We start from the raw sequence: 21650 nt of genomic DNA, 5'->3' as shown, positions 1-21650 counted from the left end.
TGGATAGAGAGTAAAGAGGATATCAACTGGTCATCGTGATGTTTGGAAAAAGATAATTACCACTTTTTTTACTTTTTGTTCCCGTGGACGGGACGACAAAAAAACAGGTATACTAGAGCTATCCTTTGTCGTTTGGATATGGACAAGTAAAGGAAGAAAGGAGCGCTATGGATATGGGCTTACGTTTTATTTTAGGCCATGGCAACTGTGACCATCAAACACGAGTCATCGACGAGGCTGTTTCCTGGCGGGAAGAAACTGGCGGCAACGTCTTTTTTCTCGTACCTAATTACAATAAATTTTTGCAAGAACAAGAATTACTCCATGCTTTAAAACAACGGGAAAAAACACCAGACTACAGTACCATTCAAGTGCAGGTTTTTAGTTTTTATCGTTTGGCGTGGTACTTTTTACAACAAACAGGTCTATTGACGGAAGACACTATCAGTGATGCTGGTAGCGCCATGTTGATGCGACGGATTTTAGCAGAGATGCAAGATGATTTGGTGGTTTTTAAAGGTGAAGTCCAAAAAACGGGATTTATTCGCCAACTCTTGGATCTAAATAACGAGTTGCTCTCAGGCAATTTAAGTCCTCAAGAGTTATTGGTTACACCAAATGAAGAGCAATTTGCCAGCTTACAAGCGACTGAAGTGGTGAAATGGCAAGACCAACAGGAAAAAATGGGGGAGATTGCTCAGATTTTGAGTCGCTATCAAGAAGCGTTAGCGGCCCGGAATTTGCAAGTGGCGGATCCTCTAGCCGTCTTGACAGCCTACTTAAAAGGGGAGCTGCCGCAGGATTTCATCGAGACACCTGATCTGTCGAACACCTTGTTTATCGCATATGGCTTTGAAGAGCTCTATGCCCAAGAAATCCAGCTGTTACAGGTTCTTTTGGAAAAGGCTCAGTTGACAGTTGCGTTGATGCTTGACCAGCAATATACGACGGCCAAACCCTCCCCGCTGGATCTTTTTTATACCACGGGCTCTATTTTTTATCAATTGACGGGAACAGCTCGCGAAGTGGGAGCCAAAGTCCAAGTTTTACCTCCAGCAGGTGATTGCCATGAGTATGCCAATTTGGTGGAGTTAGAAGCATTTTGGCGGCTGACGACCAATCAAGGTCATTATCGGCGTCAACTGGATTTGTCCTCGCAAGTACATTTGTGGAAAGCCGTGACGCCAGAAGAGGAATTACGCCAAATTGCTAGTGAAATACGCCGTTTATTAGCTGCAGATCCTACCTTACGTCTGAAAGATATCCAGTTGGTGACCAATGACTTGCAAACCTATGGGCAGTTGTTGCCACGGATTTTTCAAGAGGCGGAATTGGCAGTTTATATCGACCAAAAAGCTATGATGGATCAGCATCCTTTGGTGGAGTTTTTGCGAGGTTTATTGGAACTGCCCCGTTATCATTATCGCTTAGAAGATATTTTGCGCTTACTTAAAAGCGAATTGTTTCTCCCTAAAGAATATTTGGTGGAAACGCAAGGAGATTGGGAAAGTGCGTTGGCCTTGTTCCGTCAAGATGTGGATCTTACTGAAAATTTGGCTCTGAAAAATAATTTTCAGGGACATTGGTGGCTTGGGAAAAATGACTGGCCGGTAGTGGAGTATGATTTTGAAAACCAAGCGCATTTGGAAAGCGGGCCTTTGACAAAGGCTTCCAACCGATTGCGTCGAAGTTTTCGAGATGGCGTAGGTAGTTTTCTCAAGAAATTACCAGAGGCAAAAGACGGTCGCCAAGCGGTAACTTGGCTTTATCAATTCTTGGTCACAGCTGGAGTCGAAAAAGCTGTTTTAGCTTGGCGGGATCGAGAAGTAGCGGTGGGAAAACTGGAACAAGCCCGCAGTCATGAACAAACATGGGGTTCGTTGATGACATTGATGGATGAGTATGTCCAAATTTATGGTGAAGATCCGTTTGATAACGAGCTTTTTACAGAAGTTTTCGCGACAGGTTTGGAAAACACCGCTTATGGTCGGGTTCCCTCCACCATTGATCAAATTCAAGTCAATCAGCTAACTTTGGCTCGTCCACGGCAATGCCGAGTGACTTTTGCAATCGGCTTAAATGAGACAAATTTCCCTCAAGCTAGTACCAACCAGAGCTTATTGACAGATGAAGAGCGACAACGGTTGAATCAGGTTTTACCAGAGGAGAAATTTATGAAAGAGGGTAGTCGGGAACAGTCGGCTCGCTCTCCACTGATTGCCTATAAACTATTTCTCTCCGCAACTGACCAACTATATTTGAGTTATGCGGCGAATCAAGATACCCAACAAAATATCCAACTTTCCCCGTATGTCGCTCGTTTTGTTAGCCAGTTACAACTTCCAGTAACAGAACGAAAACTGTTGACGCCGGAAGCACCTCCTGAGAACTTTGTCACTAGCTATCGTAGTTTAATCGGGCAGCTGAATAATCTTTATCGCCAATCTGTGGATGAAAAAGTCTCGCTTTCCTATGTTTGGCAACGATTGGAACAAGCCCTCAGAGACTCACCAGTAGCGGCAATTGCAGCACAGGCCTTTGCCGGTCGCAGTCATCAAAACGTTCCGGTACCCCTTGATCCGGCTTTAGCAGAAACAATTTATGGTACCGATATCCGTGCCTCTGTTTCCCGCCTGGAAAGTTTTTATGAGTGCGAATATCGTTTCTTTGCTGGTTTTGGCTTGCGTCTACAAGAACGAGAAGTTTACGGAATCGATCCCATGATGACGGGGAGTTTGTTCCATGATGCCTTGGATCGTTTCTTAAAAGCCGTGAATGCAATTGGCACCGATTTGGCTAACTTGTCCACCCAAGAACGGGAAGAATTGATTGAGGGCTTATTAAAAGAAATCTTTGGAGAACCCCAGTATGGTGTCTTAGCTAGCTCAGCACGTATGAACTATCTTCGGCATCGCTTGGGCAAGACTGTCTCTAAAATGACCTGGGCCCTGCAACAACAACAGCAAAAGACCCGCTTACGACCAGTGAAAACTGAAGTTGCTTTTGGTGAAATTGCTGGTAAACCCGGATTTCCTGGTATCAATCTGCCTTTGAGCAATGGCGGGACCTTGAAAGTTCGCGGGAAAATCGACCGTATTGATGTGGCTCAAGCAGATGGAAAAACGTGGTTGGCAGTGGTGGATTATAAGTCTGGCGATAAAAGTTTTAGTCTTTTAGAGGCTTATTACGGCTTGGCCATGCAGCTGATTACTTATTTGGATGTCGCTTTGCAAGATGCGGAAGCACTGATCGGTACCGATGAGGTTCGTCCGGCGGGTGCCTATTATATGCGCATCCAAGATCCCGTTTTAAAACCCGAAGAAGCCCTTCAAAATCAGCTTTTGAGTAAATACCGTATGAAAGGGTTCTACTTGAAGGATGGCAGTTTGTTTGCAGAAATGGATGATACGCCTGAACCTAAAGGCACATCGCAGCTTTTTCCTCTGACAAGAGACGTCAAGGGCGTTTTGAAAAATTCGGCACAAACCAAAACATTTTATACGGATGAAGAGATCCAAGTGTTGCGGCAGTTCAACCGTAAAAAGATGCAAAATGCTGCGGAACGCATCGTTACGGGGGAACTAGCTTTGAATCCGTTCTTAGCGCCCAATGGCAAACGGGCTTGTAGTTTTTGTCCTTTCCGCAGTGTTTGTAGCTTTGACGTGATGCTTAAGGAAAACGATTATCATCGTTTGGTCAATCAATCACCAGAAGCGTTATTTACTGATATGAAGGAGGGTGAGTCTGATGCCGAATAAACAAAGCAAGCAGCCAGAAAACTTCGAGGAAAACAGACAGGGAAGCTTGTGGGATTCTTTGCCAGAAAAGGAGCCAATGCAACAAAGCCCAGGCACAATTCCTTTAAAACCAGATAACGAACATTTTACTGACAAACAGTGGCAAGCAGTCTTTGACGGTGGGGACAACCTCTTAGTTTCGGCGTCTGCTGGATCGGGGAAGACCACGGTCTTGGTACGGCGAGTGATCGAAAAACTGAAAAGCGGGACTAACGTGGATGAGCTGCTAATCGTGACCTTTACGGAAGCGGCGGCTCGCGAAATGAAAGAACGGATTCAAAGGGCATTATCCGATGCTTTGAGCAAGGAAAGTGACCCGAAACTGCAAGCCCATTATGCCCATCAGCTGACATTGTTGCCACAAGCCAATATCTCGACTTTGCATGCTTTTTGTTTGACTGTTATTCGTCGCTTTTACTTTTTGATTGGGATTGACCCGGTCTTTCGCATGCTGACTGATGAGACGGAAACCTTACTTTTAAAAGAGGAAGTCTGGGAGGAGCTGCGGGAAAGCTACTATGCAGCTGAGGATGACCTTTTTTATCAATTGGTAGAAAACTTCTCCAATGACCGTTCTGATGAAGGACTGACGAATTTGGTGATGCGACTATACCTATTTGCAGTCGCTAATCCTGATCCAGAAGGGTGGCTCGCTGCTTTACCGGAAAGCTATGAAACAAAGCTTCCTTTTCAGGAGAATCCTCTGTACCAGAAGCAATTGAAACCCCAGCTAGTTGCGAATCTCGCTTTGGCTTTAGCGGAATATCAACAAGCTTTGCATCTAGCTGAAAGTCAGGTAGCCTTTAGTAATTACTTAACGAAACTACAAGAAGAACGGCCTCAGTTGCAACGACTAGCTGACGCGTTGCAGGAAGATCGCGTGGAGGATTTTTACTTGCAATTGTCCAGTCTCACTTTGGATAGTCGTTTAGTAGCGAAACGCAATGAAAATAAAGAATTGTCCCAAGAATTACTAGCCCATCGTAAAGCTGGTAAAGAGCAAATTGCTGTTTTAAAAGAGCTGATGCCTTATTCACCTGCAGACAGTCAAACCTTGATGGCTTTGGCGCAACCCCTTGTGGCCAAACTAGCTCAATTGACTAGCGACTTTTTACAAAACTATCGAAATCGTAAACTAGCGAAAGGCTTGTTGGATTTCAATGATTTAGAACACTATACGCTGCAGATTTTACAAGGTACGTCAGCAGACCAACCGGGAGCGAGTTCCTACTACCGGCAAAAGTTTGCTGAAGTGATGGTGGATGAGTACCAAGATGTCAACCGACTACAAGAAGCGATTTTGTATTATGTGCGCCAAGTGGATCTGACGAGTCACGAAGAGCGTTTGGGGAATATGTTTATGGTGGGGGATGTGAAGCAGTCCATCTACGCCTTTCGTTTAGCGGATCCAACCTTGTTTATCGACAAGTATTTAGCTTTTGGTGACCAAGACGGGGGACGACGGATTATTTTGGCAGAGAATTTCCGCAGTCGTCATGAAGTCTTGGATTTTACCAATTTGGTTTTCAAGCAGTTGATGGATCCGGCGGTTGGACAAATTGCTTATGATGAAGCGGCGGCTTTGATTCCGGCATTTCCTGATTTCCCAGAGGTTCCAGGCTTTGAGACGGAACTTCTCATCTATGAGAAAGGGGAACCCCGTTCTTCACAACAAATCGAAAATAAAACCCAAGGGGAGTTACTCCTGACGGCTGCCAAAATTCGTCAGTTGATGACGGAAGGGTTTCAAGTTTACGACAAGAAAAAGCAAAGCCTGCGACCTATTGAATATCGCGACATTGTTTTGCTGACACCGACGAAGACAAAAAATGAAGAGATCATCACCTGTTTTCAACAACTTAACATCCCTTTGGAAATCAGTGATGCGGAAAACTATTTCCAAACAACAGAAATTCAAACGATGATTAGTCTGCTGACGATTATCGATAATCCCGACAATGATATCCCGCTGGCGGCAGTATTGCGTTCTCCGATTGTCGGTTTGACTGAACCGGAGCTAGGGCAAATTCGTGTCGCTGAGAAGCAGGGCAGTTTCTACCAGGCACTTTTGGCGTATGGGCAAGTAGGGGAAGCGCAGTTACAAGAAAAAGTGACGGCTTTCTTGGCGCAGCTAACCACTTGGCGGGATTTATCAAAAGTGCGTTCGATTCCCGAGCTGCTTTGGCAGATTTATGACGATACGGGATATCTGGATCATGTGTTGGCCATGGCTGTGGGACGGCAACGCTATGCCAATTTGATCGCTTTGGTGGATCGGGCCCAAACCTATGAAGGTTCCAGCTTCCGTGGGTTGTATAAGTTCATCCGGATGGTGGAACGGATGCAAGAAAAGCAAGTGGATTTGGCTAAACCTCTGGCGACACCGGTGGAAAATGCAGTTCGCGTCATGACGATTCACGGAAGTAAAGGGCTGGAGTTTCCTGTGGTTTTTGTCATGGATATGTCTCGGGAAATGAGTCAACAAGATTTTCAAACCCGCTATCTTTTTGAAGAAAAGCTAGGGGCTGGGATTAAGTATTTAGAACCAGAGACGCGGGTCGAGTATGAAACGTTGCCTTATCAGGCCCTCTTACAAGTTCGGCGGCAAAAAGCCTACTCTGAAGAGATGCGGAAACTCTATGTTGCCTTGACTCGTGCGGAGCAAAAGCTATTTTTGGTAGGTTCTTATAAAGATCAGGCCGAAGCTGGCAAAAAATGGCAGCAAGCGAGCAATCAAACTGAAGTGGTTTTAAATCCGGCTTTGCGGATGCAAGCCGCCAATGTCTTAATGAACTGGGTAGGGCGAACTTTGTGGCGGCATCCTCAAATGACGACTTATTTCCCAGAAGCTGCCGACAGAGCCTTGACGGTGGAAGCACCGGTGGACTTTGTCATTTCCTTCTATGATGAAGCGCAAGTTATTTCATGGGTGACAACATTACAAGCCCAAAAAGTGACAGAAGAAACTGATGATGCAGCAATGCAATCGCCGCAAGACGCTTTACGAGTAACGGAGCAACAGCAATTGGAAGGGGAGTTTCAACGGCTGAAGCAGCGTTTGGATTATCAGTATCCCCATGAAAAAGCAACAAAAACCACCAGCTACCAGTCGGTTTCTGAGATTAAGCGGATGTTTGACGATCCCGATAACAGTGATGAGGCAAGGATCGATTGGTTAAGTGTCGAGGAGCAAGAAACCAATCGGCGTTATCGTTTTACTGAGACGGAGCTACCAAAACCGCCCTTTTTGGAAGAAACAAGTGTAGCTGGTAATCAAGTTGGCTCGGCCACCCATTTATTTTTGCAATTGTGGCCGTTAGATTTGGAACCTTCTGCGGGTCATTTGCAAGGATTTGCCGATAAGCTGGTGAAGCACCGGCTACTGACTCCTGAATTGGCAGAAAGGATCGATTTTGCCGCAGTTGCTTGGTTCTTGACGGGAACACTGGGGCAAAAAATGCGAGAAAACCCAGAAAATGTCCATCGGGAGCAACCCTTTGCGATGTTGAAAGAGGCTCGGGAGATTTTCCGAGAATATGATGCTACCCAAGATGAGCTGCTGATTCATGGGATAATCGATGGGTATATCGAAGAAGCCGACCAGATTTACTTGTATGACTTTAAGACGGACTTTGTGCTTAGTGGTAGCGAAGAAGTGATGAAGGAGCGCTATCAAGGCCAGTTGACTCTTTATAAGCAGGCTTTGGAACAAGCGTTAGGAAAACCTGTGACGACTACTGCGTTAGTTTGGTTAGCGGAAAGAAAAATCCTCAATCTTTAAAAAAAGATGATTATTTGGAAAAAAACGGCCTGTTAACTTACAAAAAATAAGAAATGTGCTATACTGACAAGGAATTTAGATGTGGAAACAGGCGAGTCATCGGTTAACTGAGTTGTCACATTGCCTTACATGTGAAGGAGATAAGATTGAGGTGAAGAAGATGGAAGCCTTACAAACGCAAGATTTTACCCTTTGTCCGAAATTTGAGAAAGCTTTTACCATTTTAGGGAAGAAATGGAATGGACTGATTTTAGATGTTTTAGTAGAAGATGGTCCCCAACGATTTGTGGATCTCGCCAATAAGATTCCCGACGTCAGTGATCGGGTATTAGTAGAACGTTTGAAAGAGTTGGCTGCAGAAGGAATTTTAGTGAAACATCAAAATCTCTACAGCTTGACAGATAAAGGGATTGACCTGGAAAATAGCTTGATTAGTGTCAAGCAATGGAGTGAAAAATGGATCACTGAAGCAGAATGTAGTTGATTTTTTGCAAACAATTCTGTACACTAGGGTCAATTGGATAGCATAAAGAGCAGCGATGGAAAAGAGTAGTTTGGCTGATACTGAAAAGGGAGACCTGTCATAGACTGAAAGCAGGTTGAGTATGCGAAAAATGAAGTTCACTTCCGGAGCTCGTCAGGTCTAGCTAGGTTTATGTTAGTCTGGCCGGTGGGTGATGCCATCGTTATTGGAATTAAGAGTGTGGTTTCACCACAAATTAGGATGGTAACGCGATTTTTCGCTCCTTTAGGGGCGAAAGGTCGCGTTTTTTTATCGACTAAGGCATGATATTTTCACAAGTTAAAATTCTATCGTGCCAAGTCTAACCATATTTATCTTCACAAATCGGCTAAACGCTTACCTGCCAATTTTTGCTTTTTTGCCAACCATTGATCCGATTGATCAACTAACCAACAAATGAAAGAATAGGAGTGACATCATGTCTTTACAAGAAAAACTAGAAGCCTTAAAGACTGAGACAGCAGCTAAGATTGCCGCTGCGAGTGACCTGAATGTCTTAAACCAAATTCGGGTGGAAACTCTTGGTAAAAAAGGACCAATTACTGAAGTATTGCGGGGGATGAAAGATCTTTCCACTGAAGAACGCCCAAAAGTCGGCGCTTTTGCGAATGAAATCCGTGATGAATTAACGGCGGCGATTGCGACGAAAAAAGCAGAGTTAGAAGCGGCTGCCTTGGATTTGGCCTTGGCCAAAGAAGCGATCGATGTCACATTGCCAGGAAAACAAATCCCTCAAGGTAACCGTCATGTGTTAACTCAGATTTTAGAAGAAATTGAAGATATCTTTGTGGGCATGGGGTACCAAGTCATCGAAGGCAATGAAGTAGAATCTGATCACTACAATTTTCAGCGGATGAATCTACCTAAAGACCACCCAGCTCGAGATATGCAAGATACGTTTTATATTTCCAACGAAGTACTGATTCGGACCCATACTTCGCCAGTCCAAGCTCGGGTGATGGAAAAACATGATTTTAGTCAAGGGCCTTTGCGGATGATTTCTCCAGGGAAAGTTTTCCGACGTGATACCGACGATGCCACCCATAGCCATCAATTCCACCAAATAGAAGGTTTGGTGATTGATAAAAACGTGACGATGGCTGATTTAAAAGGGACTTTGGAAGTCATGATGAAAAAAATGTTTGGTGCTGACCGTAAGATCCGCCTACGTCCAAGTTATTTTCCTTTCACTGAACCATCAGTCGAAGTGGATGTGAGCTGCTTCAAATGTGGTGGCGCTGGCTGTAATGTCTGCAAACATACCGGCTGGATTGAAATCCTGGGAGCAGGAATGGTGCATCCAGACGTCTTGACGATGAGTGGCATCGATCCAGAGGTTTATTCAGGTTTTGCTTTTGGCTTAGGGCCAGATCGAGTAGCGATGTTACGTTATGGGGTCAATGATATTCGTAATTTCTATCAAAATGATGTGCGCTTTTTGAGCCAGTTCAAGGGGGAATAATAACATGTTGGTTTCATATAAATGGTTACAAGAATACCTAGATTTGTCCAATATCTCCGCTAAAGAGTTAGGAGATAAGATGTCTGTAACAGGTATCGAAGTGGAAGGGGTTCATTACCCTTCAGAAGGATTGAAAAAAATTGTTGTGGGGAAAGTAGTTGAGTGCGTTCCTCATCCTGATTCGGATCACCTCTCCATTTGCCAAGTGGATATCGGCGAAGAAGAGTTATCCCAAATTGTCTGTGGTGCGCCAAATGTCAAAGCAGGAATCAAGGTAATCGTGGCCTTGCCCGGGAGCCGAATCGCCGGCAATGTGAAAATTAAAAAGGGGAAAATGCGGGGCCAAGTGTCCAACGGCATGATTTGTTCGTTACAAGAAATTGGTTTTTCCGATAGCGTGATCCCCAAAGAATTTTCAGAAGGCATTCAGTATTTGCCAGCTGATGCGGTCGTCGGGGAGGAAGTCTTCTCTTATTTAGGCATGGATGATGCCATTATCGATTTATCTATCACACCAAATCGGGCCGACGCGTTATCGATTCGCGGGGTCGCTCACGAAGTCGGTGCCATCTATGGTCAAAAGCCAGTCTTCAAAGATGAACCGTTAGTTGAAGTGGCGCGCCCAGCAGCCGATAAAATTAAGGTCAGTGTGGCAGCTGAAAACGATGCGCCAGCATATCAAATTCGTATCATCGAAAATGTGAAGATTGCCCCCAGTCCTCAATGGTTACAAAACCGTTTGATGGCGGAAGGAATCCGTCCCATCAATAATGTTGTGGATGTTACGAACTATATTTTACTTTTGTTTGGACAACCTTTGCACGCTTTCGACTATGATCAATTGGGATCACAAGAAATTTTAGTACGACGTGCCCAAGAAAAAGAAGCGTTAGTCACTTTGGATGGGGAAACGCGTCAATTAACCACAGAAGATATCGTTATTACCAATGGTCGTATTCCCGTCGCTCTTGCCGGGACGATGGGGGGCTTAGATTCTGAAATCACTGACAAAACGACAACTGTCGCTTTAGAGGCGGCTTTGTTCGATAGCACTGCCATTCGGAAAACTTCCCAACGGTTTAATTTGCGGAGTGAGTCATCTGCGCGTTTTGAAAAAGGCATCAATCGTGGAACTGTCGGTGAAGCCGGGGATGTAGCAGCGGCCATGATCGCCATGTTGGCAGGTGGTGAAGTCCTCTCAGGCGCGGTAGTCGGTACCGAAGAAGTGGTAGAAAACGCCGTGGTCACCACAACGTTGGCCCACATCAACTGGGTTTTGGGAACAGAATTAAGCGTGAAAGAGGTAACTGACGTCTTCGCTGCCTTGGACTTCCCTTGTTTGGAAGAAAACGGGACCTTTACCGTTAGTGTGCCACCACGTCGTTGGGATATTCACATTCAAGCGGATTTGGTGGAAGAAGTGGCACGTATTTATGGCTATGACAAATTGCCATCTACTTTGCCGAGTGGGGAAACTGTTGCCGGGAGTTTGACTGCTAATCAGCAAAAAACTCGGGATCTTCGCAGTCTTTTGGAAGGTGCTGGTTTGACAGAAGCCATCAGCTACGCCTTGACTACCGAAGCAAAATCTGAAAGTTTTTTGTTAAAAGCTAGTCAACTAACCCGTTTAGACTGGCCGATGACGGAAGAACGTTCCGTGTTGCGCTTAAACTTAATTAGTGGCTTACTAGATGATATTGCTTACAATGTTGCTCGTAAGAATCACAATTTAGCTTTTTATGAAATTGGTCGGGTCTTTTATCAAGAGCATGATCCGTTGAAAGATTTGCCACAAGAAGAAAAACATCTGGCCTTGGCAATTACTGGTGAAATGATCGCCAAAGATTGGCAAGACAAGAGTGTGAAAGTCGATTTCTTCACTATCAAAGGAATGCTGACGAATGTGTTTGTTAAATTCAAGGTCGCTGATCGGATAACTTACCAAAAAGCTGAAATGGCTGATCTTCATCCGGGACGTTCGGCTGAGATCTACTTGGATGAGGTAAAAATTGGTTTCGTTGGTCAAGTACATCCGACTGTTGCCAAAGGGTATGACATTCCTGAGACTTATGTTGCAGAACTGAACTTGGTCGCTTTGCTGGAAGCAGAAGTGGCCCCATTGGTTTATCAAACAGTTTCGAAATTCCCAACTGTTAGTCGGGATATTGCCATGTTGGTGGCAGAAGAAGTTATCAATCAGGCAATCGTTGAAGTTATCCGCCAAGCAGCAGGGAAGTTCTTGAAGAAGGTGACCTTGTTTGATGTCTATCAAGGAGATAACATTGAAACTGGTCATAAATCGATGGCTTATAGTCTAACCTTCGTAAACCCTGAAGCGACCCTTACTGACGAGGAGATCAATCGTAGTATGGAAAAAGTAACCAAAGCCTTGATTGAAAACGTGGCAGCGGTGATTCGCTAAACTAAAAGAAGACACTTTTTGTGGTTGGGTTTCACCCGAGCTTCAAAAGGTGTCTTTCTTTTTCGTTTGCAAAAGGACTATCTGAAAGAGGGCTTTGTTGGAGATTAAGCAGACGGAACCGGCACAGATCCTAGCTTGCTTAAAAGAAATTTTTGCTAGCCAACAGTTGTCTGCAATCCAGTTAGCGGAAGCTGCGACGCAATCTATTTCTCTAGGTGCCTATCTCGCGGGCGAACTGGTTGGAGGAATTGTGATTAAACGAAACTATCAAACGGCTCACGTAAGCCAATTAGCTGTTAAGCCTACCTATCAAAGGCTAGGAGTCGGTAGGCAGTTGTTACAAGCTGGTGAAAAGCAAGCGAAGGAAAGGGGAGCGAAAACGATAACCTTGACAACCTGTAGTTATCAAGCCCCGCTTTCTATCAAAAACAAGGATACACCTGTTTTGGCCAACTGATCTATGTCCCAATGGTGGGGGTCACCAAGTAATATTTTATTAAACGTTTCGATTGAAAAGCTGGAATTTTGCTAGCAAAAAGGATTCTTTCTCAGCATAGAGAAAGAATCCTTTTTATAGGCAAGGAACTTATAAACATTAAGCTCCAAAAAAAGCTGCCTTATCAGGAATTAAGTGGGGGTCATGCCGGCATGTTAAGGAGCTATCAAAAACATGATGCAGACAGTTCATCTAAGTAGAAATTGCTAAGTAGACTAGCAAAATGCCAACTATACTTTGGTTGGTGTTTACCGGTGCCACTACCACCTGAGGCATTCTCCGGAAGCAAAAACTGGCGGATTCCTTATTAGTAGGGTAGCTTATAAGGCAACTTGTGGCGGTTTTCCTTCGTTTTCGGAGAGCCAATGAGCTGCTCTACAGCTTGATCTTACTCAACGGTGACTGATTTTGCCAAATTACGGGGTTTATCGACATCGTAGCCCCGCTGTAATGTCGCAAAATATGCTAACAATTGGGTAGGGACGACAGCGAGTAGACTAGTCAGTAGCGGATGGACCACCGGCAAGAGGATTTGATCGCCGACTTTTGCTAAATCTTCTGATGCGATCACTAGGGTCTTGGCTCCACGACTAGTCACTTCTTGCAAGTTGCCTCGGGTATGTGAGCCAGTCGTAGCATCGGTGATAATCCCAATCACGGGTGTTCCTTCTTCAATCAGGGCGATGGTACCATGCTTTAACTCCCCAGCTGCAAACCCTTCTGCTTGAATATAGGAGATTTCTTTAAGTTTCAAAGCTGCTTCCATAGATACATAGTAATCATTGCCTCGACCGATATAAAAAGCATTACGAGTTGTTCCCAAATAATCCTCCGTCAGCTGGCTTAAAGCCGCTTTTTCGGAAATGAGACTTTCCATGGCCGTCGCTACAATCGAAAGCTCTTGAAAAATTGCGAAGTCAGCGGCAGCAAGTTGCTGTTTTGCCAAACCTACAGCTTCCGCTAAAATGGCCATTACGGCAATTTGACTAGTGTAGGCTTTGGTGGAAGCTACCGCGATTTCTGGTCCGGCGTGAAGGAGCAAGGTATAATCAGCCTCCCGTGAAAGGGTCGAACCGGCTACATTGGTGATGGTCAAGGCGGGATAACCCAGCTGTTTTGTACGCACCAATACTTGCCGGCTGTCAGCCGTCTCACCACTTTGACTCAAGTAGATGAAAAATGGGTGTTGAGACAATAAAGGCATGTTGTAGCCAAATTCACTGGAAAGATGAATTTCGACAGGAATCTTGGTGAGCTTTTCAAACAAGTGCTTCGCCGCCCAACCAGCATGATTGGAAGTTCCACAAGCGATGATATAGATGCGATCGCTTTGAGTGATTTTTTTAAGCAGTTTCTCGTCAATGGCGATGCTGCCGTCCGGGTTGCGATACTCTTGAATCAACCGACGCATGACAGTTGGCTGCTCGTCAATTTCTTTTAGCATATAGTAGGGGTACGTGCCTTTTTCGATATCAGTTAAATCTAACTGGGCTTCATAAGATTCTCGATAAACAAGATTCCCCTTTTGATCTTCAATATGAATTTGATCAGCTGTGACTGTAACCAGTTCGCCATCTTCAATTTCTACAAAATGATGGGTTTGATCGAGCATCGCCAAGGCATCACTACAGATGACGTTAAAGCCGTCACCTATGCCAATCAACAAAGGGCTTTTATTTTTAGCCACATAGATCGTCTCGGGATCTTTTTTATCTACTAAAGCAAAGGCATAAGAACCTTGAATCAGCTTCAGGGCTTTTTTAAAAGCGGTCAGGGTATCTAACTTTTGTCGATTCATCAAGGATTCGATGAGATGGACAGCAATTTCCGTATCTGTTTGGCCCTTCAAATGATCACCTTCTAAATACGTGTGTTGCAAGGTATCAAAATTTTCAATTACTCCGTTGTGAACCAAAACGAGCCGTCCACTTTCCGAGGTGTGAGGGTGGGCATTTGCTTCACTAGGACGGCCGTGTGTGGCCCAACGCGTGTGGCCGATGCCGATGGTTCCTGTTACTGCGGGAGTCACCTTGTCTTCTAAGTTTTTGATGCGTCCTTGAGCTTTGACTAGGTGATCCGAAGTACCATCTGCAACGAAAAGTCCAGCTGAGTCATAGCCGCGATATTCCAAACGTTCCAATCCTGTTAAAATCACTTTTTCTGCTTCTGGTTTGCCAACGATTCCTACGATTCCGCACATAAAAATTGTCCTACTTTCTATAATCAACATTTTTTCTGTGTTTTATACGCTGCTGGTTAAGTTTTTGTCTCAGCTTTTTGCAAAACTGTTTTGGCTTAACCTTAAGGGGGCAGTCCCTAGAGTCACCCGCCGAATCTTTCGATAAACTCTTTCCTCGTCACCTATCTGGTAGATAGGCCTGGCGCTATTCCAAATGGTCTAACTATCCTCCCGCTATTTATTTTCGTAAAAACACAATGAAATTGTAACCTTTCACTGATTTTGTGTCAATCTTTTTCCAATTTAAGTTAAATTGGTATATTAGATTTTTAAGAGCCTTGATTCTGGTGGACAATGGAATAGTCACACGCTTTTAGAAAAAAATTCCTTGTTAGTCATTGGGTAAACGTTTACTGAATTTCACTTGATAAAAATAAACAGGCTAATCAACAACTAGACCAATTTTGGTGTGCTGGTTGCTTTTCTCGAAAAATAAGGGACAATTCAGAAAGTTTTTTGCGAAATGATTTCCATGAGGGGGCTTTTGCGTTATCATCCTAGATAGACGAGTTATTTCTGTTAAGATAACTGTAAAGATGGAGGAAAACGATGGAAAATGAAGTAGTCTGTATGCGATTTAAGGAGTTAAAAGAGGTTGTCGCTTCTTTAGAAAACAATCCAGTGATCAATGATGAGACCAAAATCTTTTTGAATACTGGCTGGGACTCGATTCAAGAAATTTTGCCGGAAGCGATTAGCGTTGAAAATGCCCAACTTGTCTGGGTAGAAGATCCCTTGACGTTGGAACGGTTTCCTGGATATAGTTTGCAAGCCAAAGAGACCGCTTTTGAAACCACGGCTGAAACGGAACCCGTAATTGTAATTAAAAATCTTTATTGAGACCACGCTCACCAAAAAAATTTCAGGAGGTAGCAAATGAATCGGAGAAGATGGGTGGCTTTGGCCATAGCAGCAGGGTTGTTTTTTGTGGCAGGTTTGACACAAGGAGTGCAAAAACCACAAAAACAAGAAGAAACCACCGAAACCTTGAAAGGAATCAATCAATGGCTTTATGGTTCCAACGAACTGGGCAAGACTGTTTTGACCGATGGGAATGAATCTGAGCAGATCCTGCGCCTATCAGTAGAAGGGACAATCACTGATGGTGGTAGTGGTGGCTTGTTTAGCAGTGCAGGTTATGACCATCAATTGTTTTTAGAAGAGCTACAAGCTGCTCAGGAAGATGACCACATCAAAGGGATTTTGTTAGAAGTCAACTCTCCTGGTGGGGGTGTTTATGAGAGTGCTGAAATCGCGAAAGAGTTGGCAAAAATTAAGGAATTAGGGATTCCCCTTTATGTCAGTATGAAACAAATGGCTGCCAGTGGTGGTTATTATATTTCAGCGGCAGCGGATAAAATTTTTGCGACGGATGAGACGGTCACCGGCTCTATCGGTGTGATCATGTCCGGCACCAATTATGCAGGGCTTTTTGAAAAATTGGGTATTGAAGACACTACTATCAAAAGTGGTGCCCTCAAAGATATCGGTTCGAGTACACGGCAACCGACAGCCGAAGACAAGAAAGTTTTACAAGCTTACGTGGACAATGCTTTCGGACGCTTTGTCAAGGTTGTCGCCCAAGGACGGGGGATGTCTGAAGAAAAAGTCCGAAAAATTGCCGACGGTCGTATTTATGACGGGAGTCAGGCTCTGGAAAACGGTCTGGTGGATGCAATTGGCTTCCCAGATGACGCGCTAGCTGCTTTGCAAAAAGAACAAGATTTAGAAGATGCCCAAGTCGTGGAATATACGACTGATACGACGGGCTTTGCTTCTTCTTGGTTTGGAATGAAGTTAGCAGAAGCACAAGGCTTAAGACAGTCTGATAGTAATCGGATGTTGCAGTTAGTCGAATCCCTTGGTACACCAGCTTCACCAAAACCTTTGTATTATTATGGAGGTGAATGAGATGCCAGAAGATAAGCAACTAACCAATGAGACCAATGCAGAACATACACCGGAGACGGCAAAGGCAAGTAATAATCCCGCGGGTACCGACGATCAACTAGAAAAACAAGAAGCTGAAGTGCTGTCTGCTATTGAATCACGGGCTGAAAGTATTGCTGAAAAAAGTAATTCACAAAATGAGGATGCCAGCTTCGAGAGGAATGAGACTGGTTCTCCAGCTGACCCCCTTAAAGGACCAAAAGTTTTTTATAATGCTTCCCAAGCGAAGGCGGCTCATCAGCTGACATCGGCTGAGCAGCAGACCTTAAAACAGCAATGGCAAAAATTGGAGGTCCCGGAAGATGAGGCTCAGGCTTTTTTGCCGGATTATTTCTTTGCTGGTTTTTGGATACGCTCATTTGCTTTTATACTGGATTTACTATGTATTGCTGCTATCCGGACCAGTACACTGGGATTGATTTATCGCTTCCTCGGAATTGAGTGGCAAGGCGGTTTTCTTGGGGCTTATAATTTAGCGGCGATTGGGATTTACTTGATTTATTTCACTTTGTTAACTAAGCTCAACCACGGACAGACTATTGGTAAAATGGTTTTTGGTTTGCGAGTAATTGCTCTCAATGGCACCGAACTGACTTGGGGAGCAGTGTTAACGAGAGAGGCGGTATGTCGTTTCATCTTGATGCGGCCACCATTTTTGTTGGGCTATTTACCGACTGCATTCACTCGTAGAAAACAACATGTTGGCGATTACTTTGCAGAAACCAGCGTTGTGACTGTTAACCTGGTGAAAGCTTTTAATAAAGAATTAGTATAAGAGAACCGAGGGAGACTATGGGGGAAACAATTTTATTTCCAGATGATCAGCATCGGCTACTAAAGCTGGGAGAAAAAGCCCTGGCAAAGGATGATTTTCAACAGGCTCTACAATATTTCGAAGATTGCTACCAGATAGCTCCAGAATACACGGTACAAAAGCGAATCTTGTTTTGCTTGGAAAAATTAGGTGCGTATCGGCAGGGGCTGACTATGGCGCAAGACCATCAAGAGGCATATGATCGGGATCCAGAAGGCGTCGACCAACTCTTGCGTCTTTATCTATTGGACCAACAGTATTTGACTGCACGTAGTTATTTAGTGGCTTTGGAAAAGGTTCAGCCGCTTGTCGCTGTGGACTTTAGCCAGTGGCGGCATCAATTGGAACATTTGGAAACAAGCCAACTGTTTTATGATCCCGATTTGGCAACTATCAAACGAGAAGTTTTACGCAAACTTGATGAGCAGGGCTTGCCGGTTGCAGCCCCTGCTTGGGAAAATTTTACCAATGGATTGACGTTCAATTGTTTTGTTTCGCTGTGTAGCGATTTGTTGCCGAAAATTAATAATCCCTTTTTGCGACCGCGCTTAGTCGAAGAATTGTTAAAACTAGGCTATCAAGAAACTATCCTCATTAAAAATCTAGAAGGAGTTCTGGTGGAGGTCTCGTTAGCTGAAGAAGTGCTGCCGGCAGATAGTCCCGTGTTAGCTGAGATGCTTAGCTATTTAGAAGAAGTTCACGGGCAAGAGGATCCCGTAATGGCAGCAGCGGTGGCGAGTGAGGTTCGTGCCCATTTTGCTATGACTTTTCCATTTTCTCCCCAAGCTGAAAATCCTGAAGCTTGGAGTGAAAGCTATTGGCTAGAGTATCAGGTGGCAATGGGGCAAGCGGATATGGCCGCGTTGCTTCCTTTTAACGCAATTCAAGCCTATAAACAACGCCTTCGTGAGAAAATGCAAGGCTTATATTGATATCTTTCGCTGTTTGAGGCAAGTTGCTTTGAATTGCACGGGCTGACTGGCGCTAGACTGTCGTTTTTTCAGTTTTAAATTATCAGCTATTGTCAAGGAGCCGGAGTATCAAACGAGGAGGAGCGCAAAGGGGACTACCACAAAAAATTCACAATCCTTTTCTAAGCAAATTGTTTACATTTAACAAGGGTTAGTGTACTATCATTAGGTATGTATTAAGCACAATCATATGAAAATTTCTGATTATTCGGAGGGAAAACAATGACTGCAAAATGGGAAAAAACAGGCACCAATGATGGTGTGTTGACTTTTTCAATTCCGCAAGAAGAAGTACAAAAAGGTTTGACACAAGCCTTCAATAAAGTAAAAGGCAATTTGAACGTACCGGGCTTCCGTAAAGGGAAAGTATCCCGTCAAGTATTCAACCGGATGTATGGCGAAGAAGCATTGTACGAAGATGGTTTGAACTTCGTGTTACCTGCTGCTTACGAAAAGGCTGTGAAAGAAGCTGGCATCGAACCAGTTGCTCAACCAAATATCGACGTTGAAAGCATGGATAAAGACGCTGACTGGGTGATCAAAGCCGAAGTCACTGTTAAACCAGAAGTCAAATTGGGTCAATACAAAGATTTAGAAGTATCTAAACAAGATCGTGAAGTCACAGATGAAGATGTCGCAACTCGTTTGCAACGGGAACAAGAAGCTCAAGCTGAATTAGTTGTTAAAGAAGACGAAGCAGCTGAAATCGGTGACACTGTTGTTATTGATTTCGAAGGTTTTGTGGACGGCGAAGCTTTTGAAGGTGGCAAAGGGGAAAATTATTCCTTGGAATTGGGTTCAGGTTCATTTATCCCAGGCTTTGAAGACCAATTGGTTGGTAAAAAAGCCGAAGATAACACTGATGTAACAGTAACGTTCCCAGAAGATTACCAAGCAGAAGACTTGGCAGGCAAAGAAGCAGTCTTCAAAGTTACTGTGCATGAAGTAAAAGCGAAAGAACTTCCAGAATTAGACGACGAATTTGCTAAAGACGTCGACGATACTGTTGAAACTTTAGACGAATTGAAAGAAAAATATCGTAAAGAATTGACAGAAGCCAAAGAAAAAGGCGCTGAAGATGCTCGTGACGAAGAAGCTCTTAAAAAAGCTGTCGATAACGCTGAAGTGCTTGATTTGCCTCACGTAATGGTTCACGATGAAGTACACCGTTCAATGGATGAATTCTTGAACAATATGCAACGTCAAGGGATCTCTCCTGAAATGTACTATCAATTGACTGGTTCAACTGAAGAAGACTTACACAAACAATTCGAAGGTGAAGCTGGCGTTCGCGTGAAAACGAATTTAGTAATCGAAGCTATCGCAGCGGCGGAAGGCATCGAAGCGACTGAAGAAGATATCGCAAACGAAATCAAAGAATTGTCTGAAGCCTACAATATGCCTGTTGAACAAATCAAACGCGTCTTGACTGAAGACATGTTGAAACATGACATTGCTATGAAAAAAGCAGTGGAATTGGTTACCGGCACAGCTGTTGAAAAATAAGCATTACAAAAACCGTCGAGGAATAATCCTTGGCGGTTTTTTATAGGTAAAGAACTTAAAGACAAAACGCCCCAAAGGCCGATGAATCACGCTGTCAGTTTGCTGCCATAAAAAGGTGGAATTTAGCGATGTAGAATTGGAATGCCAGTCTCAAAACAACACGAGGGATTCTATCGGAAGTAAGTCCCCTCTGTTTTCTTGTGTTGTCGAGGTAAAAATCCCTAGTTTTGCATATCATTTGTTAGATAACTAGTACTGTCGGTATACTGGTACTGAAAGTAGGTGGTTGGATGAAAAAGACAAAAGTAGTTGGTGGTCTGTTAGCAAGCGCTGGAGTAGCGACGGTTGCTGGGGCTTTGTGGTGGCGACAGCAATTAAAGCGTCCAACGGAAACGGCCTTGCTGACGAATCGAGATAGTTTACGGCAAAAAGAAGGTTGGTATTTCCCGAGTTTGCAAGAAGAGTTGCCGATGGTTATCGTGATTCCTGAAGCGCTGGTGGCAGGAGAAGCTTACAGCCCCTGGGTGAGTAATCTCGCTAAGGTAGGGTATCCTGTCTTTGTGTTGGATAGCTTGCTACCAAGTCAAGCAATCAAAAAAGCGGAAGCAATTTTACGTCGTTTTCCTCATCGTAGCTATATCTTGGTTGGGCATGGGATAGGTGGTGAGTTAGCTGCTACTTTAGCCAATGAAAGACTGTTGACAAATGATGCCAGACTCAAGGGAACGATTTATCTGGGGGCTTTGCCATTGTATGGAGAAAACCTGCAAAGCATGGCGTTGCCAGCTTTGGTGGTGACAGGATCACAAGATAAAAAAACTAGTGGAAGGATTAGTTTCCAAGAAAAGCAGTTGTATCCAACAAACACCACGTTTGTATCCATAAACGGCGGCGACCATCTCGGTTTTGTAAGTGTTTGTGGTCACCGACCAAAAGCCTTGCCCGCCCAACTGCAGCAAAAGCAGCTGACGGAAATTTTGTTGCAGTGGCTTGAACAAGTCTAGTAGGTATTAAGTTTGTAAAGAAAACCTAAATAGCTGACTGGAAAACCATGAAATAACAAGAAAAGCAGTGGGAACAGTTGAGCTTTCTGAAAAAATGTGCTATAGTTACAAACGGTAATGATACTTTGTGGAGTGAGGGATTTTTTCCCTCACTCTTTTTAATGAAAAAGCGTCGTTTACGAATAAGCAAAAGGAGGCGAAGACAATTGAGCAGCGTGATCGAAACCGTGACTGAGTTGGTCACACCGATCTTGGATGAGAATCATTTCGAACTAGTGGATCTTGAGTTTTTGAAAGAAGGGAAGAGCTGGTTTCTGCGCTTGTTCATTGACAAAGAAGGCGGGATTGATATCGAGGAGTGTGCCTATGTCAGTGAATTGGTAAGTGAAAAATTGGATGCCTGCGATCCGGATCCGATTCCCCAAGCTTACTTCTTGGAGGTGTCGTCTCCCGGAGCTGAACGACCTTTGAAAAAAGAAAGTGATTACGAGCGTGCCCAGGGGGAATACATCCATATTTCCCTTTATCAGCCAGTTGATGGAGCAAAAATTTATGAAGGATTCCTGGATTCTTTCACTCCTGAAACCGTGACATTGAAGGTGAAAATCAAGACACGGGTCAAAGTCATGACCTTTGATCGGAAAAATATCGCCAAGGCCCGTTTAGCCATTCAATTTTAAGATGG

General features: G+C 44.1%; 14 protein-coding genes. 13 read left to right on the top strand and 1 reads right to left on the bottom strand.

Annotated features, from left to right (window positions below; translation table 11 throughout):
- Nucleotides 1-173: 173 nt before the first annotated feature.
- From ACO03U_RS09160 to ACO03U_RS09135, 6 genes are all read left to right on the top strand, one after another.
- Nucleotides 174-3758, top strand: a complete 3585-nt coding sequence (locus tag ACO03U_RS09160; RefSeq protein WP_204687017.1) for a PD-(D/E)XK nuclease family protein — start codon at nt 174-176, stop codon at nt 3756-3758.
- Between the two features lie 76 nt (nt 3759-3834).
- Complete coding sequence (gene addA / locus ACO03U_RS09155; RefSeq protein ID WP_204687030.1) at nt 3835-7578, top strand: helicase-exonuclease AddAB subunit AddA; 3744 nt, start codon at nt 3835-3837, stop codon at nt 7576-7578.
- A gap of 160 nt (nt 7579-7738) precedes the next feature.
- Complete coding sequence (locus tag ACO03U_RS09150; RefSeq protein WP_204687029.1) at nt 7739-8062, top strand: winged helix-turn-helix transcriptional regulator; 324 nt, start codon at nt 7739-7741, stop codon at nt 8060-8062.
- A gap of 457 nt (nt 8063-8519) precedes the next feature.
- A complete protein-coding gene (gene pheS / locus ACO03U_RS09145) occupies nt 8520-9563 on the top strand; it encodes a phenylalanine--tRNA ligase subunit alpha (RefSeq protein ID WP_204687016.1) in 1044 nt (347 codons plus the stop codon).
- Nucleotides 9564-9567: 4 nt separating this feature from the next.
- Nucleotides 9568-11985: a phenylalanine--tRNA ligase subunit beta gene (gene pheT / locus ACO03U_RS09140; RefSeq protein ID WP_204687015.1), complete on the top strand. Its 2418-nt coding sequence runs from the start codon at nt 9568-9570 to the stop codon at nt 11983-11985.
- A gap of 97 nt (nt 11986-12082) precedes the next feature.
- On the top strand, nt 12083-12442 hold the full coding sequence (locus ACO03U_RS09135; protein WP_204687014.1) for a GNAT family N-acetyltransferase: 360 nt from the start codon (nt 12083-12085) through the stop codon (nt 12440-12442).
- 427 nt (nt 12443-12869) lie between these two features.
- On the opposite strand, the gene glmS is transcribed toward ACO03U_RS09135, so the two are convergent.
- Nucleotides 12870-14681 carry a glutamine--fructose-6-phosphate transaminase (isomerizing) gene (gene glmS / locus ACO03U_RS09130; RefSeq protein ID WP_204687013.1) on the bottom strand — a complete coding sequence of 604 codons (1812 nt, stop codon included), beginning with the start codon at nt 14679-14681 and terminating at the stop codon, nt 12870-12872.
- Between the two features lie 588 nt (nt 14682-15269).
- Here glmS and ACO03U_RS09125 point away from each other — a divergent pair.
- From ACO03U_RS09125 to rimP, 7 genes are all read left to right on the top strand, one after another.
- Entirely contained in the window at nt 15270-15560 is a 291-nt protein-coding gene (locus ACO03U_RS09125; RefSeq protein ID WP_204687012.1) for a hypothetical protein, read from the top strand.
- A gap of 36 nt (nt 15561-15596) precedes the next feature.
- Complete coding sequence (gene sppA / locus ACO03U_RS09120) at nt 15597-16631, top strand: signal peptide peptidase SppA (protein ID WP_204687011.1); 1035 nt, start codon at nt 15597-15599, stop codon at nt 16629-16631.
- A gap of 1 nt (nt 16632) precedes the next feature.
- The gene (locus ACO03U_RS09115; RefSeq protein WP_204687010.1) at nt 16633-17445 is read left to right on the top strand and encodes an RDD family protein; all 813 of its coding nucleotides are present in this window, start codon (nt 16633-16635) and stop codon (nt 17443-17445) included.
- 17 nt (nt 17446-17462) lie between these two features.
- Nucleotides 17463-18416: a tetratricopeptide repeat protein gene (locus tag ACO03U_RS09110; RefSeq protein WP_204687009.1), complete on the top strand. Its 954-nt coding sequence runs from the start codon at nt 17463-17465 to the stop codon at nt 18414-18416.
- Between the two features lie 261 nt (nt 18417-18677).
- Complete coding sequence (tig, locus tag ACO03U_RS09105; RefSeq protein WP_161868694.1) at nt 18678-19961, top strand: trigger factor; 1284 nt, start codon at nt 18678-18680, stop codon at nt 19959-19961.
- A 290-nt stretch (nt 19962-20251) separates the two neighbouring features.
- A complete protein-coding gene (locus ACO03U_RS09100; RefSeq protein ID WP_161868693.1) occupies nt 20252-20965 on the top strand; it encodes an alpha/beta hydrolase in 714 nt (237 codons plus the stop codon).
- 206 nt (nt 20966-21171) lie between these two features.
- A complete protein-coding gene (rimP, locus tag ACO03U_RS09095; protein WP_161868692.1) occupies nt 21172-21645 on the top strand; it encodes a ribosome maturation factor RimP in 474 nt (157 codons plus the stop codon).
- The last annotated feature ends 5 nt before the right edge of the window (nt 21646-21650 follow it).

The organism is Enterococcus diestrammenae (genome assembly GCF_049384045.1).
GTDB classification, from domain to species: Bacteria; Bacillota; Bacilli; order Lactobacillales; family Enterococcaceae; genus Enterococcus_C; species Enterococcus_C diestrammenae.
Note: the sequence above shows the minus strand (reverse complement) of the source record. Positions and strands in the feature narration are given on the sequence as shown.